Genomic DNA, 17,277 nt, shown 5'->3' with positions numbered 1-17,277 from the left:
ATCATAGTGGTGTCTATGTGACGAAAAACCGGGGAAATTTGGACCGATTACCTGCCGGCGCACGACTGCATGGATGCAGGAGGTAGAGCAATGCAGGAGCAATTGCCGAGTAGGACGATCTCAAGCCCGACAGGCTCCTAGAAACCCAATGCCCTTGAGGTAGGGTGAATCGGCGCAGCGCATCCACCAACAGGCGCCCCCACCCCCCTTGTCGCCTTCCCGACACATCCCCCACCTCGAAAACCGGATGTCGCCAATGCGACACCCTCGATCCATTCCAATCCCCCGTATTTATTGCGGTTTTTAAGGCCATCCCCCCTGGCCCGAGCGTTGCAATGGGTCTGGCATTGCTTTGTTTGACGCCCGTTCAATCATCACGCCTAAGGGGAACGCCATGCTGCTCGACCAATACGAGAGCCAAAACCTGCTGTTCAACACCAACTTCAAAGAGACTACCAGCGATGGCCTGGGCGCCTACCGGGGCGAGCTGGTCGTGGTCGAGGGTGAAATCGCCGACGCCCAAGGGCGACGCAAGCCCCCCGTCGTGGTGCTGCGTCAGGCGATTGTGTTGGCGGGTGACACCATCACCCTGTTTTCGGGGGTGCTGAACGATCTGGCCGACATGACCCCCCTGTTGGCGCGTTACCAGAACGATTTCGACCCGGCGATGAAGGCGGTGGTCTACGTGCGCAACATCAAGGACGAGATGAAGCTTGAGCTCGGCGGCATCGAGTTCCTCTTTGTTGGCCTGCTCGACGGCATGGTCTGGACCGAGCTGACCGAGTCCTTGGGGCTTGAGAAGGGGGATTTCAAGGGGCAGTCGGCCGCCGACAAGCTGGTGACCGTTCTGGAGGGGTTCAGCGACTTCAAGAGCAAGGCACCGCTGATCGCCAGCCTGGACGAGGCGCTGACCAAGACCGTCGAAGTGACCTGGGAGGGTCGTGGGGCGATCTGATCCACCGCTTTCCGACGACGACAACAAAAAGGCCAGCCCCATCGGGCTGGCCTTTTTGTTGTCGAACCGTGCGACCGCCCTTACTTGACGCGGCTGCGGTACTCCCCGGTGCGGGTGTCGATTTCGATCTTGTCGCCGGTCTCAACAAAGGCGGGGACCTGAATCGTGTGGCCGGTCGGCTTGATGCGGCAGCTCTTCATCACCTTGCCCGAGGTGTCGCCCTTCACGGCGGGCTCGGTGTATTCAACCTCACGCACCACTGCGACCGGCAACTCCACCGAAATCGCCTTGCCGTTGTAGAAGACCACCTCGACGGGGAGGCCATCGTCCAGGTAGGGCAGGGCGTCTTCCAGGTTCTCGGCTTCAATTTCGTATTGGTTGTATTCCCCGTCCATGAAGACATACATGGGATCGGCGAAGTAGGAGTAGGTGCAATCGAGTTTTTCAAGGGTGACGGTCTCGAACTTCTCGTCGGCCTTGTAAACCGCTTCGGTGGCGGTGCCGGTGAGCAGGTTCTTGAGCTTCATCTTGACGACGGAGGCGTTGCGGCCCGATTTGGAAAATTCGGCCTTCTGCACCACCAGGGGATCCTTGCCGACCATAATGATGCTGCCGGAGCGGAGTTCTTGAGCGATCTTCATGAGGTTGTCCTGAAGTAGTAATCCCGGAAATCCGGGTCGAATCTGGGATTGGTCAAATGGGCGCGGATTTTAGCCATGGACGGCAAAAAAGCATCAGGTTTTCAGCAAGATCGATCTGATCGGCCAAATGGGCCGACCAATTCTGGGCATGGGCCGAGATCGGGGCGATGCGGGCCAGAAAACCGGGCCAGGCGGCGGCCACCCCCTCTTCGGCGTTCCAACCTCGACACAGCTGGAGCGCCGCCGAGCGATCCTCCGGTGCTAGCCCCTCAAGGAGGTAGCGGCTTAAAAAGGCCTCCAACTTGGCGCTGTGGGCCTGCTCCTCTTGGCGGTAGGGTTGCCAGATCATCGGGCGCCCCGCCCACTGTGCCCGCACGAAGGAGTCCTCACCGCGCACGAAGTTGAGATCGCAGCCCCAGAGCAGCCGGTCGTAATCGTCGGGATCGAGCATTGGCAGCACGTGCAGGGCGAGGTGTCCCCGAGAACGGACCATCCCTTTGTGCAACGTCGCACCAAACCAAGACGAAACCTGGGGCAGCAGCTTGCCTTCGGGCAGCAGCACCCGCATGGGGCGATCACCCGTCGCCCAGGCGGCCAGCAGCTCGGGTAACGCCCGGTTTTCGTAACCGAACAGCGACACCCGCAGCTCCTGGGGGTGTTCCTCTGCAATACCGAGCCGTTGCCAGAAGCGGCCGCGTTCGTCGGGGTCGTTCTGAAAACGGTCGCGGCGGGCCAGCAAATCCCCCTCACGCAGCAGCCCCCCGGTTTTGGGGGTGAAGCCGGGCATGAAGAAGTGTTGGGTCAGCGGCAGGCGGGGGTGGGGGGAGGGCAGCCCATGCACCCCCTCGACCCAATCCTCGGCGCTCAGATGTTCCAGGTTGAGCCACACCGGTTGGGGGGAGCGGGCCGCCATGCGGACGAGCCAATCTTCGGGCAGACGGCAACCGAGCAGCGCCACAACGATGTCGCCCGGTTCGACCTCGGGCAGAGGATCGCGCCACAGCCGCACCTCGATCCCGTCCAGGGTTTGGCGGTCGAGGGTGGGGTCGAGCTGGGGGCGCAGCCGTGCGAAGGGGGGCAGAGCGTCGATCCACAAGCGCACCCGCACATCGTGCTCGGCGGCCAGTTGCCGCCCCAAGCGCCAGGCGATGCCGAGGTCGCCGAAGTTGTCGACGACGGTGCAGAAGAGGTCGCAGGTGGGGGGCATGGGGTCTCGACGAATGGGGAATCGGGGGGGCAGCTTGCGGATGGCGGGGGGGCTGGGCAACCGTTTCCGGTCAACGCGCTCCTGCCTATTCAGGCCCTCGCAAAGATGAACGAAGTCGCCAGGCTAAGTTAGGGCAAAGGGGCGGTAAGTTCGGGCGTACGCCGGTCTTGGAGGGGCGGGGTGCCCAACCTACCCCTTCACCCCCCCTTTCAACGCATACAAAACCTCCAACGCCTGCCGCGCCGTCAGCCCATCCGGGTCGATCTCTTTTAGCAGTTTGACCACCGGGTGCTCCACGGGCTTCGGCGCCGAGAACAGCAGCGGCGCCTGACTTTTTTTCTTGCCCCGCTCCAGCGCCCCACTCTCCAGGTCGTGCAGCAATACCGTGGCCCGGTCGAGCACCGAGCTCGGCAGCCCCGCCATTCCCGCCACCAGCAGCCCATAAGAGCGCTCCGCCGCCCCCTCTTCGACCCGGTGCAAAAAGACCACCTTGTGGCCCTCCTCGGCCACTGTGACCCGGGCGTTGAAGCAGCCGGGCAGCCGGTCGGGCAGCGCCGTGAGTTCGTGGTAGTGGGTGGCGAACAGGGTGAAGGCCTGGGTGTGTTCGATCAGGTGTTCGGCAATCGCCCGGGCCAGCGCCATGCCGTCGAAGGTGGAGGTGCCTCGCCCGACCTCGTCGAGCAAGACCAGGGAACGGGGCCCTGCGGTATGTAGGATCGCAGCAGTCTCGACCATCTCGACCATGAAGGTCGATTGGCCGCGAGCCAGATCGTCCGAGGCTCCCACCCGGGTGTGGAGCGATTCCATGATCCCCACCGTGGCGGCCCGCGCCGGGACGAAACTGCCCGCCTGGGCCAGCAGCACGGTCAGGGCGCACAGCCGCATGTAGGTCGATTTACCCCCCATGTTGGGGCCGGTCAAAATCATGGTGCGCCGCTCGGGGTCGAGCCTTAAATCGTTGGGGATGAAGGGCTCCTCGCTCAAGGCGGCGACCACCGGGTGGACCCCCTCATGGATGTGCAAAATCGGCTTGTCGCGCATGGCCGGGCGGCTCCAGCCGTGCAATCGCGCCGCCCGTGCCAGCCCCACCGTGACGTCGATGCGGGCCAATGCCGCGCCGCAGCGCCGAATGGCCTCGGCCTGCCCCTGCAACTGCTCGATCAGCTCGTCGAAAAGCCCCGCCTCGCGCACCACCGAGCCCGCCTCGGCCTCGCTCAGCCCCCGCTCCAGCTCCTTGAGCTCCTCGTCGATGAAGCGCTCGGCCCCGGCCAGCGACTGCTTGCGCACCCAGTGGGGGGGGACCTTGTCGAGGTGGGGGCGGGTGACCTCGAAGCCGTAGCCGAAAACCCGGTTGAACTTGACTTTCAGGCTGCCGATGCCGGTTTGCTCTTTCACCCGCGCTTCGAGTTCGAGCAGTTTGCGGGTGCCGTTGTCGGCCAGGTCGCGCAGCCGGTCGAGTTCGGCATCAAAGCCGGGGGCGAAGATGCGCCCGTCCCGGGTGTGCAGCGGCAGCTCCTCTTGCAGCGCCTCGCTCAGGAAGGGGCCGAGGGGGAGGACCGGCTCCAGCCCTTGGATCGCCTCGGCCAAGAGCGACGCCTGGGCGCTTGCCTCCGAGATGAAGTCGATCAGCGCCGGGATGGCGGCGATGCTGCGCCCCAGATTGCCCAGTTCGCGGGGGTTGATCCTTCCTAAGGTCAGCCGGGTGCCGAGCCGCTCCAGATCGCCGACCCGTTTGAGCAGGCTGGCTGCTTCCTCGCACCAAGGCAGCAGCGCCTGCACCGCATCGTGCCGCGCCTCGATGGCCGCTTGATCGCGCAGGGGGGCGGTCAGGTCGTCGCGCAGCTGGCGCGCCCCCATCGGGGTGGCGGTTTTGTCGACCACCGACACCAGGGTGCCGCCCGACCCTTCGCCCATCATGGGGCGCAGGATTTCGAGCGCCCGCCGAGTGGCCGGATCGATGCGCAGGGTCGTCTGGGTGGTCAACCGGCGCGGGCGGCTCAGGTGGGTCGCCTCGCAGAAGAGGTGCGATTCCAGGTGTTCGAGCAGCAGCCCCAGAGCGATCAGCTCGCCGCTGCCGGGCTCCATCCCCAATCCCTCGGGGGCGGCGACACCGTAACGGCGCAGCACCGCCTCTTGCCCCTGACCTTTTTCAAGCATGTAGGGGGGCAGCTCGACCCGGTGGGCGGTCTCGAACAGGTTCGCTTCGAACCCCTCGGGGACGAGCAGCTCGGCGACCTCGAAGGGGGCCAGCCAATCGCCCGCCCGCTCGCGCGGCACCGCATCGGCGTAAACCGCCCCGGTCGAGGCCTCGATCAGCGCCACCCCCAGCTTGCCCCGGTGGGGGATCAAACAGCCCAAAAAGCGGTGCCCCGTCTCGGGCAGCAAACCGGGGTCGATGATCGTCCCCGGCGAGACCACCTGGACCACCTCGCGGTGGACCATCTTCTTGCCCGGTTGGGACTCCTCCATCTGCTCGCAGATCGCCACCGTCAGCCCCGCCTTGACCGCCTTGGCCAGGTACGGATCGAGCTGATGGTGGGGCAACCCCGCCATGGGGATTGGTTCGCCCGCGCTGGCGCCCCGCACCGTCAACGACAGCCCGAGTACCTCGGAGGCTTTGCGGGCGTCGTCGAAAAACATCTCGTAGAAGTCGCCCATGCGGTAGAAGAGCAGCGCGTGGGGGTACTGCCCCTTCATCGCCAGGTACTGACGCATCATCGGGGTGTGTTGATCGAGGTCGAGATCGGTGTCGTGCGGTTGGCTCATGAATCAAGCGTCCAGGGGTAGGGTGTTGAAGATGTGGGTGGGGTTGGCGTAGCTGACCCGGTTGCGCCCCTCCTCTTTGGCGCGATACATGGCTTGGTCGGCCATGCGCAGCAGGGTGTCGAGGTCGAAGCGGCCCGAGGCGACCCCGAAACTGGCGGTCAGGGTCAATTCCGAGTCCCCCAGCGGCATGGGGTGGCTTTCCAGGGCGTGACGGATCTGTTCAGCCATCAGCATCGCCGATTGGCCGTCGGTGTCGGGCAGCAACACCGTGAACTCCTCACCCCCCAGCCGCCCGCAGACATCGAAGCGCCGCACCGCCGTCTGAATCACTTGGGCGGCGTGGCACAGCGCCTGGTCGCCGATGTGGTGGCCGTGGGTATCGTTGATGGGTTTGAAGCGGTCGAGGTCGAGCAGGATCAGGGCGTAGGGGTGGCCGTTCCGGTTCATGGCCGCGACGCTGGTTTCGGCCCGATCCATGAAGGCGCCTCGGGTGAGCAGGCCGGTCAAGGTGTCGGTAGCCGCCTCGGCTTCGGCCATCTCTTTGGCCTGGTGCAACTGGTGGGTGAGCAGGATCGAGTTGTGCAGCGCCGCCGACTGCACCCGGGTCGTGATGATGCCGCTGTACAGGAAGAGCAGCGCCCCCAGCCCCAAGATGAGGAACAGGGTTTTGCCGTCCAACAGAAAATAGAAAGTGACCGGCAAGAGCATGGTGAAGATGGTTGCCAGCAGGATTGGTCGGATGGCCGAATAGACCCCAAAGGCGGCGCCGGAAAGGCCGAAAAGGAAGAAATAAATCGACATTTGGTACATGGGGTCGACTTGGGTGACCAACCATAGCCCGCCAACCCCCCAGACGGCGGTCGAGAACATCAGCGACGCAAAATAGGGGGTCTCCCAGACCAGTGAAGCGGCCCCTTTGGAACCACTACGGCGGTAGCGGGAAAAGACGAACAAGCGAATGACCGCCGATCCCGCCAGGGTGGCCAGCCAACCGATCAAATGGCGGGTCGGAACCTGTCCCCACAAGACCGCGACCAGAAGCCCCCCTCCGATCAGACTCAGGAAGACCGCCGGATACGACTGGTCGTAGAGCAGATCGATCTTTTCGCCATGGGTTTGGGCTTCGAACGGGTCGATGTGGGTCGTCATGGGGTTCCGGGTTGACGGCGTCGGGTCGGGAAGAGGGGCGACCGCCCCTTGGCCCCCTACGAAGCCGACCGGCCAAAAATGGGGGGTACGAATGGGCAATGGTACCCACCCGAAGGCGGTTTAGGGTATGCTCCCGAACTTTTTTGGGAAGTCTTTCGAGAACCCTTCGATCCGCCCCGCCGGTCCAGCCGACGAGTGGCGGCGTCGAATCGACATCCGCGATAGGTTTGGTTTGAATCTTCTGATCATCGGCGATGTGGTCGGCCGCAGCGGCCGCGATCTGGTCGAACGTTTTCTACCCCGGTTGCGTAGCCGCTACGGTATCGACGCCTGCGTCCTCAACGGCGAAAACGCCGCCGCCGGATTCGGCATCACCGGCAAGATCGCCCATGAGCTGCACAAAGTAGGAGCCGACGTGATTACCACCGGCAATCACGTCTGGGATCAACGCGATTTGGTGGGCGAGATCGGCAGCATCGGTTACCTGCTGCGCCCCCTCAATCAACCCAAGGGGCAGCCGGGCAAGGGTTGGGCCGAGATCCCGCTGCCGACGGGGCAAGATTTGTTGGTGGTCAACTTGATGGGGCGGGTCTTCATGCCCCCCTGCGACGACCCCTTTGCCGCCATCGACCAGCTTTTGGCGCAGCGCCGCGACGACGCCATCGTGGTGGTCGATTTTCATGCCGAGGCCAGCAGCGAGAAGGTGGCGATGGCCCGCCACCTCGATGGCCGGGCGGCGGTGGTCTTCGGCACCCACACCCACGTCCCGACCTGCGACGACGAAATCCAGCCGGGGGGAACCCTGCGGCTGACCGATGTCGGCATGACCGGCCCCTACGAATCGATCATCGGCATGCAGGTCGAGGGGCCGCTGGCCAAATTCCGGGACGGCATGCCGGTTCGGTTTAAGGTGGCTGAAGAGGGGGGGCAGCTGCACGGGGTGGTGGTGCGGCTCGACGACGGCAGCGGCATGCCGGTCAACTTCCGGCGCATCCGCCTCGACGAGTCGGGCAGGCTCACCGAATTGCACTGGACGACGGTCGAAACGCTCAAATAACACCTGGGGCAGATGCTCCAGTTTTTGGTTTACCACGACGGGCCACCGGCCCCATCCAACATTTTTGAGGTCGCACGATGAATACCCCCATGGTGACGGACGACGACATTGGCCACGCGAAACTCGCGGCTTTCTGGGAGCAATGGGGCAGCTGGGTCATCGTCGGAATGGTGATGATTCTGGTTGGCACCGCTGGCGGCATCGGGCTGCGCTCCTACCTCGACCAAGCGGCGATGGAGGGGAGCAACCAGTACGACCAAGCGGTGAAACTGACCAGCGAGGATGCCAATCGCGACAACGGGGTCGAGGCGTTGCAGCGCATCACCGTGCAGGGGGACGACACCTACAAGCTGTTGTCGCACCTGCGGCTGATGTCGCTGGCAGCCAAGGCCGGTGAGGTCGCCTCGGTGCGGACCCACGCCGAAGAGGCGGCCAAGCTGACCAACGACGCGGCGCTGATGGCCCGGTTGACCATCGAGCAGGCGCTGACCTACCTGGGCGATGAGCCCGAAAAGGGGTTGTCGCTGCTCAAGGGGGTCGAGCCCGGCATCGAGGACGGTTACCTCAATCTGACCAAGGGGTGGCTTTTGTCGGCGGCGGGCAAACGGGATGAGGCGCTGCTGGCCTTCTCGGATGCTCGCCTCAAGGTGAATTCGGGGTTGACCAATCTGATCGACGCATCTGAAGCGGCGGCCCGCGCCAAACAAGGGGTGCAGCAGTGAAGCAAGGTTCGGCGCGTGCCCCATCGTTTTTGCGAGTAGCCCCCCTGATCGGCTGTGCTTTTGTCGCCCTTGCCGCTCCAGTCCAGGCGCTCGATTTCGATTGGAACCGCGCCGCGCCCGGACTCATGGACCCCCGTCCTCTTACGCCGGTCGCCCCGGTGGTCACGGTCGAGGGGATCTGGTCGGTCGGTGCCGGTGGGCTTGAACTGCTCGACATCGACACCGGCAGCCGGATCCAGCGTTGGGCCCAAGAGGGAAAGGTGACCACCAACCTAGCGCTCCTCGACCCTGCCACCGTGGCCTTCGGCACCGGCAAGGGGCGGGTGGTCGCCATGGGGGCGGGCCATGCACGCTGGAGCGCCCAACTCGACGCCAAGCCGTTGGGGCTTTCCCCGCAAGGGGGGCTGCTGCTGGTCACCACCAGCCAACAGACCGTGATCGCCCTCGACACAGCCAACGGCAAAGAGCTCTGGCGCTACGCCCCCGAATCCAAAGCGTTGACGATTCTGGGGGGCTCCCAGGCGGTCGGCTTGCCGGGTGGCGGTTTTGCAGTGGGGCTTTCCGAAGGGCGGATCGCCAAGCTCGGCAGCGACGGCGAGTTGCAGTGGGAGCAGGGGGTCACCCAGATCTTTGGCACCGATTTGCAGCGGCTGGCCGATGTTGATGCCGGTCCCCAAGTGTTCGACAACCAAACCCTGATCGTTCCTGTTTTCGGCCATGTGCTGGCGGCGGTGTCGATGAAGGACGGCCATCTGCTTTGGAGCGTCGACGGCGGTGTCCGCACCGCCCCGGTGGTGTTGGGCGGTGCGGTCTACACCCTGTTCGACGATGGCAGTCTGGCCCGCATCGACGGCCAAGATGGCCAAGTTGTCGCCCGCTCCCCCGCCGACCCCAAGGGGGAACTCGACCGTTTGGCCCAGGTTGGCGGCCAGCTTTGGCGCCTGGGGCAACAGGGGATCGGCCCGGTCGATCCCGACACCCTGGTCTGGTCGGTTGACCCCTCCTTGGCGGCCCACCACATGTTCAGCGATCCGCTGGTTTGGGGTGATCGCCTGATCTTTAGCGACGACCGTCGCACCGTTTGGGTCTACTCCGGAGTCGCCCCTTGAGCACCGTTGCCTTGGTTGGTCGCCCCAACGTTGGTAAGTCCAGCCTCTTCAACGCCCTGCTGCGCGAAAAGCGGGCGGTGGTCGACGACATGCCCGGCGTCACCCGCGACCGCCACTACGCCCGCATCTTTTTAGAGGGCAACCGGGAGGTCTCCATCGTCGATACCGGCGGTTTGGAGCCCGACACCACCGATCCTTTGATTTCCCACATCCGCGAGCAGGCGATGACGGCGGTGCAAGAGGCCGATGTCATCCTGTTTGTGGTCGACGCCCGCGCCGGGGTGATGGGGGACGACGAGACCATCGCCGAGATCCTGCGCCGCTCCGAGCGTCCGGTGATCGTGGTGGTCAACAAAGGGGAGGGGCTCGGACACGGCGGCGGAATGGAGTTCTACAGCCTCGGCTTGGGGGAGCCCGCCGTGGTTTCGGCGGCCCATTTGCAGGGGATCGGCGATCTCAAAGAGCGGCTGATCGAATACCTGCCCGAGGGGGCGGCGCCGGTCGTTCCCGAAAAGCTTGTCGAAGGGGAAGAGGTCGAGCCGACCGTCGAGGTCGAAAAGACGGTCCGTCTGGCAGTGGTGGGTCGTCCCAACGTCGGCAAATCGTCGTTCATCAATAAGTTGGTGGGCGAGGAGCGGATGCTCGCCTTCGATATGCCCGGCACCACCCGCGATTCCATCGACACTCCGTTTACCTACCGGGGGCGCGATCTGGTGTTGATCGACACCGCCGGGATCCGCCGTAAAAGCCGGATCGCCATGCGGGTCGAGAAATACGCGGTGGTCAGCGCCATGCGGGCGTTGGATCGGGCCGATGTGGCGATCTTGATGATCGACGCCGTCGAGGGGTTGACCGATCAAGACCTGCGCTTGGGTGAAATCGCCCAGGAATCGGGCTGTTCGCTGCTGCTGCTGGTGAACAAGATCGACCTGGTCGAAGCGGGGGAGCGGGAGCGTTTTCGCGAAAACCTGCGGGTGGCGCTGCACGCGGTTGGCGATCTTCAGGTGATGGAGGTCTCCGCTCTGTCGGGCAAAAACCTGCACAAGGTGCTGGGCAAGGTGATCGAGTTGTTCGACGCCGCCGGGCAGCGGATCGGTACGGGGGAATTGAACCGTTGGCTGGCTCAAACTCAGGGCGCCCATCCCCACCCCGCCACCCCCTCGGGGGCGAGTGTGAAGATCCGCTACCTAACCCAAGTCGCCACCCATCCTCCCACCTTTGTTGGCTTCACCAATCAGCCCCAGGCGATCCAGCCCACCTACCTGCGCTACCTGATTAAGAACATGCGTAAGGATTTTAAAATGCCGGGCTGCCCGATTCGGTTTATGTGGCGCAAAGGGCAGAACCCTTACGACAAAAAAGAGGGTTGAGTCGGGCCGACCCTTGCTGGCAAAACGAACAAGGCCGCCGGGAAACCGGCGGCCTTGTCGTTTGCGACGCAATCGCAAGCCGGACGGCGGTGTTTGACCTTGAGACCTGCATGCACATCCCGTAGGGGGTTTGTTAAGGTTCATGGGCACTTGATCCTGTTCGTCGCCGTTGCACCGACGCTCGAATCCCGGCCCCCCTTTTCGCAAATCTCGTACAAGGATCCCTCCATGAAACTCAGCGATCTGACCCAGTCCCTCGATGCCCAACTGTGTGGCGACGGGGGTGTCGACATCGAAGGGGTGGGCTCGTTGATGGGGGCGGGGTCGAGGGACATCTCGTTTGTGCGAGGCCAGAAAATGGTGCCCGAGGCACTACAAAGCCGCGCCGCCGCCCTGATCGTCGCCCGCCCGGAGCTGGCGGGGGGCAAACCGGCGCTGGTGGTTGCCGATCCCTACCGCGCCTTCATCAAGGCGGTGAATCATTTTTCGCGGTCGAACGAGGAGCGGTGGGGGATTCACCCCACGGCGGTGGTGGAGGAGGGGGCGATCTTGGCCGATCGGGTGTGGATCGGCCCCTTGGTTGTGATCGAAGCGGGGGCCCGCATCGAGGCGGGGGCCCGCATCGGCGCCCACGGGTTTGTGGGTCGAGGGGCGGTGGTCGGCGCCGATACTGTGTTGCATCCCGGAGTCAAACTGCTGGAGCGGTGCCGGGTGGGGGGGCGCTGCATCGTTCACAGCGGTACGGTGATCGGCGGGGATGGGTTCGGTTTCATGATGGGCCGGGATGGGCACCAGAAGATCCCCCAAATCGGCATCGTCGAGGTCGGCAACGACGTGGAGATCGGTCCGAACTGCACCTTGGACCGCGCCAGCCTCGATGCAACGGTCGTCGGCGACGGCACCAAGCTGGACAACATGGTGCACATCGCCCATTCGGTGAAGATCGGCCGCCATTGCATCATTTTGACCGGAACGGTGTTCGGGGGCTCGGTCGTGGTCGGCGACCATTGCCTGATCTCGGGCAACGTCACCATCAACGATCACATCACCATCGGCGAGGGCAGCCGGGTGGTTGGGAGCAGCTTGGTTCTTCAAGATTTACCACCGGGCAGCCATGTGATGGGCAAGTGGTACGACCATGCCCATTGCTCGGGCGAAGAGGGCCATACTCCGGCTGGCGGAGCTTCCCGATTTGATCCTGCGGGTCCGTCGTTTGGAGCGTGCCGTCAACCCAGACACGGAAGGCCATGATCGCAAGTAAGCGATCGCGCATCGGCGCCGGTGGGCTGGGGTGTCGGCGGATTCAAACAGCGCCGTATCAGCCCCCCCACCACTTCAGCGCCCCTTCCCAAAACTGCAATCAGGCGCCGAATCGACCGGCGTTTCCCCGATCCTCCGGCCCCTCATTCCATCTCGGCCAGCCGCCGCGCCACCGCGTCGATTTTGTCTTGTCCGCTCTGCACCTTGTCGATACGGGTGCCGACCCTGAGCGAGGCGGTAATCCGCGGCGCCCCCATCGCATGCAGGCGCTGGTGGCACTGTTTGATCGCCGCGAAGACCACATCCCACTCCCCCTCGATGTTGGTGCCGAAGGCGTGCAGCCGGGGGTTGAGCCCCGCCTCGCCGAGGATCTTCTCGCATTCGGCCACGTAGCTTGAAACCGACACCCCCACCCCGAGGGGGACGACGGCCAGATCGACGATGACGTGCATGGCTACCTCCACAGCGCTCAAACGATGAGAAAAAATGCCCCCCCACCGAACCCCTGAAGGGGGTTTTGGTTCGGGGCGGACAAAAAAAACCGCCCCGATGGGGGCGGCATAAGACGGCGCATGACAACGAAGGTCGACGGACCACGCGGTTCGGACAAAGGCCGCCGGGAAACCGGCGGCCTTTGTCGTGTATGTTGCAACCAAAACCTGGGCGGAGTTTTGTTTGGGCACCAACCTGAAAATCCGGTATGGGATTTGCCGTTTGCCCGCATGGATTCTAAGGAAGCGCTGATTTAATAGCGTTTTCCGAGCCAAAAAAAAGCCCCTGAAGCAGGGGCCTTTTTTGGTTGTGCGTAGGGTTGTCCCTATTTGCGTTGAATAATCAGGGTAGGCAGCTCCAGCCGGGTGTAGTCGGCCGACAGGGTCACCTGGTAGGCCTGGGGCATCGTCAGATCGGAGCGCAGGGTGCTGACCTCGACGATGTAACTGCCCAGCGGCACCGAGCGGACCAAGAACCGACCCGAACTCAGGGGAATGCGGGCGATCCGCCTGCGATCCTGGGCTTGATAAATGTCGAGTTGCAGCCCCGGCTCGAACCCTTGAATCTCACCTTTGATTTCGCCCAAGTTGCGGGCGAGCTGGTCGAAGATGTCGTCGACGATGGTGGTGGCATGGCCGGGATCGCGCAGGCTTTCGGCGACCACGCGGCCCGAGGCGACATCGGTGAGCGACACATAGACCTGCCCCTCGCCGGTGGTTTTGGTCAGGGCGATCAACTCGGCCCCCGCCAGTTGTGCCTCATTGTTTGCGCCGCCCGCCAGGCCGCTGGCCAGCAGACGCTGCTCTTGCATGGCGCCGCGCAGCCCCTCCCCCCGTTCCACCAAATCGAAGGCGGGATGTTCAACCAGCGCTTTGCGCAGCTGGGCGATCTCGCTGCCGCCGATGGAACCGTCGTTTTGCAGGGCGATGGTGAAACGACCGCGCAGATGGGCGGTGGCCCGCTCGATGGGACGACTGGCGGTTGGCATCGACTGCCGTCCGGTCATGTCGACCGTCTTGACCTGGTAGCTGAGCACGGTCGCTTGGGGGGCAAGGGTGTCGCGAAACTGGGGCTCCAGGGTGGTGGCCACAACCTTGAAGCCTCTGCTCCCCACGGCGTCGATGTTTTCGCCCCGTTCGACGATGTAGTGGCTGACCGCGTGATTTTCAGGGGTCTCCCAGTTCAACCACAGCCCATCGCGCTCGTCGACCGTTGCGATGTCGACGGGGCGCTCGGGGGGCTGGGAGTAGGCACCAATCGCTTGCAGTGGCGGGACAGAATCGATGCGAAAGGCGCTGACCCGCTGGTTTTTGGCATCGGCGATCCACAGCCGTCCCCAGGCGTCGAGCCGAATGCGGGAGATCTCGCCGAATTGGCTGATCCCCTTGCCACTGCTGCCGAACTTGGCCAGATCCTGCCCGCCGGGGGAGACAATCCGTACCACCCCATCCTCTTGGGCGACCACCAGACGGCGGTCGGTCAGGGAGGCGATGGCGACCGCGCCGGGGAATTCGAACGCGTCGCCCCCCAGCTGAGAGGTGCCGCCAAAGTTGTCGACCAGCACGATCCGCTCGTCGCCCGGATCGAGGATCGCCACGGAGCCGTTGTCGAGAATCGCCACCGAGACCGGTTGATCGAGGCTATAGCGACGCCCGCTGGGGGTCACGGCGCGCAGCTGAACCCCCTGGGGGTTAAACACCACGATCCGCTCGTTGCCCGAATCGGTCACGAAAGCGTTGCCCTGAGCGTCGAAAACGATGGAGCTAGGGTTGTCGAGGGTCCCTTCGATCCGTTGGGTGATGCGCCCCCCGGTATCGAGAATCACCACCGCATCGGCCCCCTGGTCGATCACCCAGAGCAGCCCGAGGGGGGAAAACGCCAGATCGACCGGCTTATCGAGTTCACCCCCTTTGATGCGCAGGGGGATGAGTTTGTTGAGATCGGGGTCGATCATGCCGATGGGGCTGTCGGCGTCGGGGAGGGCGACCCAGACCCGGCCATGGTTGTCGAGGGCGATCCCCTGGGGGGCTTCGTCGAGGAGTTTTTTCGCCTCCTCACCCTGGGGAGGCCACGCCTCCAGGAACTCCACCGCTTGGGCCGAAAGGCTCGACAGCAGCAGGGGAAGGGCCAGTAGTGTCGTCAACATCGAACGTTTCATGCCGCTACCCGGATCATTCGCTCAGGGAGAGAAGTTGGTTCAGGCGGACCAAGCTGCCGATCGCCTCGATCGGAAGGACCTCGTCGTCGGGCTGGAAGGTGTGCCGGGCGGGGTCTTTGGCCCGCACCAATTCCAGATGCATGGCGTGCAAAATCGGTTGGGTCCAGGGGGTGCCGGGGGCGATGTCGACCGCCCAGGCCTGGGTTTCGCCGCGATGTGCCTCGGTGGCGTCGAAGCGGCTGTACAGGTCGATCAATCCCTCGGCCCAAGCGCGGCGGGTCAAAGGGGCATCCAACACCATGGCGTCGTTGGGCCCCAATTCGGCCCCGGTGATCCGCTGGCTCAGCGCAAAACCGACCGCCTCGTGGGTCGGGTAGGCATCCAGCACTTTTTTGAAGGCCGGATCGATGTCTTGAATCGGGGGGCGGACCGGCAGGCGCACCCGCAACTGCCACTGTTCGGTCAGCAACGTCAGCCACTGACCAACGCTCACCCCCCCCGGTTGGGCCAGCAATCCCTGGGTAAAAGGATGCAGGGTGGTCCCCGTCAGCTGCGACACCCACGGCAGGTGACGCTGCACCTGACCAATGAGCAACGGATCGGCCAGCGCCCGCACGTAGGCGGTTTTGGCGTCGTTCAGTAGAGCACTGCGTTCGAAGACCAGGGCGATGTCGAGCGATTGGTTCGGGGTCAACATCTTCCCGACCTGTTGCCAGGATTGGGTGACCGCATCGGAGCTGGTGTTGGAATGAGCGTTACGCAGCCGCACCGCCTCGATCAGGTAGGTGACGGTATTTTCGGCCGTGGTGGCCGAGCGCAGCAACTCGTCGCTCAGGGCCAGAGCGTCGTTGATGGCGCCTCGGGCCTCTTTGGTTTGCAGCAGTCCCAGGTTGGCCTTGAGGGTTAATCCCCCCTGGCGGGCTTGGGCAAAAGAGGCCTCGGCCTGGTCGTACTGCTTTTTTTCAAGCTGTTCGTAGCCGAGCTTGAGCATCCCCTCCGGGGTGGGTGGGGGGGGAGGCGGACCGCCACAGGCGCTCAACCACAGCAGCGAGGCGGCGATGAATGCGGGCAGGAGGGGGCGGTGCAACCGAGGCATCGTTGACTCCGTCTTACGTCCTTCAAAGGGGGAATGGGTCCGGACGGGATCCGGTCAGATAGTGCCGTCGGGGTCGGAGCATGGCAACCTTTGTCCCGGATTGTGGATCTCATCCGTCCCCCCTTGCCCCCCCTACCCCCCTAGAGAAGCGCTGATTTATTCAGTGCTTCCGAGCAGCCCAGGGATGGGATGCCAAAATCAGGAACGTAAGTGACTGATTTTGCAAGCGAAGCAAAAGCGACGCCGCCTCAAGGCGCCTACTTTTGGTTTTTGCGTAGCGTGCCGATTCAAGGCAGGAGGCCTTGAATCGGCGTTTCCCTAGATTCGGAGTTCCACGTTGGAATCGGTGCTTTCCCAGCTTTTGCTCATCTTCGCCATTGCGGTGGTCATTGTGTTGACCTCCCGCCGGGTCGGGGTCTCCCCGGTGGTCGGTTATATCCTGACCGGGATGTTGATCGGCCCCTCGGTCCTCGGTTGGGTCGATAGCCGCCACGACGTGGAGCTGCTGTCGGAATTCGGCATTGTGCTGCTGCTCTTCACCATCGGACTGGAATTCTCGGTCGAAACGATGATGGCAATGCGCCGGTTGGTCTTCGGGGTGGGGAGTTTTCAGGTGCTGGCCACGGTGCTGGCGGTGTCGGGGTTGGCCTGGCTGTTGGGGGTCGATGCTGCCACGGCGGTGACCATCGGGTTTGTCGCCAGCCTGTCGTCGACCGCCATCGTTCTAAAGCTGCTGATGGAGCGGGGTGAGGTCGAGTCCCCCTATGGTCGTTTGGCGGTGGGGGTGCTGCTGTTCCAAGACCTGGCGGTGGTGCCGATGATGATCGCCCTGCCGCTGCTGGGGGGGGAGACCGCCGATCTGGGGCAAACGGTGGCGCTGGCGGTGGGCAAGGGGGTGGCGGCGGTGGTGCTGGTGTTTCTGGCCGGGCGCTACCTGCTCAGCCCGTTGCTGACCCATGTGGCCCGCTCCCGCTCCTCCGAGCTCTTCATCATCACCGTCATGGTGGTCTGTTTCGGCACTGCCTGGCTGACCAACACCCTGGGGTTGTCGATGGCGCTGGGGGCCTTTTTGGCCGGGATGATGGTGGCCGAGACCCAGTTTCATCATCAGGTTCACGCCGACATCGCCCCCTTTCGCGATCTGTTTCTTTCCCTCTTTTTCATCTCGGTCGGGATGTTGGTCGATCTACCCGCCCTGGGGCAGTGGTGGTGGGTGGTCATCGTGGTGGTGATGGCGCTGGGGCTGCTCAAGGCGGTGGTGGTTGGGGCGGGGGGGCGTTTGGCCGGGGGGCGGT

General features: G+C 64.0%; 12 protein-coding genes and 2 pseudogenes. 7 read left to right on the top strand and 7 right to left on the bottom strand.

What is annotated here, in order from left to right:
• Positions 1-394 precede the first annotated feature (394 nt).
• A complete protein-coding gene (locus tag AUJ55_08665; GenBank protein OIO56324.1) occupies positions 395-955 on the top strand; it encodes a hypothetical protein in 561 nt (186 codons plus the stop codon).
• Positions 956-1,035: 80 nt separating this feature from the next.
• Here AUJ55_08665 and AUJ55_08660 read toward each other — a convergent pair whose 3' ends face one another.
• From AUJ55_08660 to AUJ55_08645, 4 genes are all read right to left on the bottom strand, one after another.
• Positions 1,036-1,596 (bottom strand): elongation factor P, encoded by a 561-nt coding sequence (locus AUJ55_08660; GenBank protein OIO56323.1) that lies wholly within the window; start codon positions 1,594-1,596, stop codon positions 1,036-1,038.
• A gap of 52 nt (positions 1,597-1,648) precedes the next feature.
• On the bottom strand, positions 1,649-2,803 hold the full coding sequence (locus tag AUJ55_08655) for a hypothetical protein (GenBank protein ID OIO56322.1): 1,155 nt from the start codon (positions 2,801-2,803) through the stop codon (positions 1,649-1,651).
• A gap of 189 nt (positions 2,804-2,992) precedes the next feature.
• A complete protein-coding gene (locus AUJ55_08650) occupies positions 2,993-5,569 on the bottom strand; it encodes a DNA mismatch repair protein MutS (GenBank protein OIO56321.1) in 2,577 nt (858 codons plus the stop codon).
• A 3-nt stretch (positions 5,570-5,572) separates the two neighbouring features.
• Complete coding sequence (locus AUJ55_08645) at positions 5,573-6,718, bottom strand: hypothetical protein (protein OIO56320.1); 1,146 nt, start codon at positions 6,716-6,718, stop codon at positions 5,573-5,575.
• A 232-nt stretch (positions 6,719-6,950) separates the two neighbouring features.
• Between AUJ55_08645 and AUJ55_08640 the strand changes: the two genes are divergently transcribed.
• From AUJ55_08640 to AUJ55_08620, 5 genes and pseudogenes are all read left to right on the top strand, one after another.
• Entirely contained in the window at positions 6,951-7,775 is an 825-nt protein-coding gene (locus AUJ55_08640; protein ID OIO56348.1) for a metallophosphoesterase, read from the top strand.
• A gap of 77 nt (positions 7,776-7,852) precedes the next feature.
• Positions 7,853-8,497: a hypothetical protein gene (locus tag AUJ55_08635; GenBank protein ID OIO56319.1), complete on the top strand. Its 645-nt coding sequence runs from the start codon at positions 7,853-7,855 to the stop codon at positions 8,495-8,497.
• On the top strand, positions 8,494-9,606 hold the full coding sequence (locus tag AUJ55_08630) for a hypothetical protein (GenBank protein OIO56318.1): 1,113 nt from the start codon (positions 8,494-8,496) through the stop codon (positions 9,604-9,606). Before AUJ55_08635 ends, AUJ55_08630 begins: the two co-directional genes overlap by 4 nt.
• Positions 9,579-10,976, top strand: coding sequence for a ribosome biogenesis GTPase Der (locus AUJ55_08625; protein OIO56317.1), 1,398 nt, complete (start codon positions 9,579-9,581; stop codon positions 10,974-10,976). The genes AUJ55_08630 and AUJ55_08625 overlap by 28 nt, the downstream gene beginning before the upstream one ends.
• Before the next feature lie 228 nt (positions 10,977-11,204).
• A pseudogene (locus AUJ55_08620) lies at positions 11,205-12,237 on the top strand (hypothetical protein).
• Positions 12,238-12,379: 142 nt separating this feature from the next.
• Here AUJ55_08620 and AUJ55_08615 read toward each other — a convergent pair.
• From AUJ55_08615 to AUJ55_08605, 3 genes are all read right to left on the bottom strand, one after another.
• Positions 12,380-12,688 (bottom strand): hypothetical protein, encoded by a 309-nt coding sequence (locus AUJ55_08615; protein OIO56316.1) that lies wholly within the window; start codon positions 12,686-12,688, stop codon positions 12,380-12,382.
• A 365-nt stretch (positions 12,689-13,053) separates the two neighbouring features.
• Positions 13,054-14,874: a hypothetical protein gene (locus tag AUJ55_08610; protein ID OIO56315.1), complete on the bottom strand. Its 1,821-nt coding sequence runs from the start codon at positions 14,872-14,874 to the stop codon at positions 13,054-13,056.
• Between the two features lie 25 nt (positions 14,875-14,899).
• A complete protein-coding gene (locus AUJ55_08605; protein OIO56314.1) occupies positions 14,900-15,982 on the bottom strand; it encodes a hypothetical protein in 1,083 nt (360 codons plus the stop codon).
• A 337-nt stretch (positions 15,983-16,319) separates the two neighbouring features.
• Between AUJ55_08605 and AUJ55_08600 the strand changes: the two are divergent.
• A pseudogene (locus AUJ55_08600) lies at positions 16,320-17,277 on the top strand (hypothetical protein).

This window comes from Proteobacteria bacterium CG1_02_64_396 (assembly GCA_001872725.1).
Classification (GTDB): Bacteria; Pseudomonadota; MNWR01; order CG1-02-64-396; family CG1-02-64-396; genus CG1-02-64-396.
Note: the sequence above shows the minus strand (reverse complement) of the source record. Positions and strands in the feature narration are given on the sequence as shown.

Bases quoted from the DNA above. Each gene is read 5' to 3' on its own strand.
- AUJ55_08665 (OIO56324.1), top strand. From the start codon at position 395: ATGCTGCTCGACCAATACGAGAGCCAAAACCTGCTGTTCAACACCAAC.
- AUJ55_08660 (OIO56323.1), bottom strand. From the start codon at position 1,596: ATGAAGATCGCTCAAGAACTCCGCTCCGGCAGCATCATTATGGTCGGC.
- AUJ55_08655 (OIO56322.1), bottom strand. From the start codon at position 2,803: ATGCCCCCCACCTGCGACCTCTTCTGCACCGTCGTCGACAACTTCGGC.
- AUJ55_08650 (OIO56321.1), bottom strand. From the start codon at position 5,569: ATGAGCCAACCGCACGACACCGATCTCGACCTCGATCAACACACCCCG.
- AUJ55_08645 (OIO56320.1), bottom strand. From the start codon at position 6,718: ATGACGACCCACATCGACCCGTTCGAAGCCCAAACCCATGGCGAAAAG.
- AUJ55_08635 (OIO56319.1), top strand. From the start codon at position 7,853: ATGAATACCCCCATGGTGACGGACGACGACATTGGCCACGCGAAACTC.
- AUJ55_08615 (OIO56316.1), bottom strand. From the start codon at position 12,688: ATGCACGTCATCGTCGATCTGGCCGTCGTCCCCCTCGGGGTGGGGGTG.
- AUJ55_08610 (OIO56315.1), bottom strand. From the start codon at position 14,874: ATGTTGACGACACTACTGGCCCTTCCCCTGCTGCTGTCGAGCCTTTCG.
- AUJ55_08605 (OIO56314.1), bottom strand. From the start codon at position 15,982: ATGCCTCGGTTGCACCGCCCCCTCCTGCCCGCATTCATCGCCGCCTCG.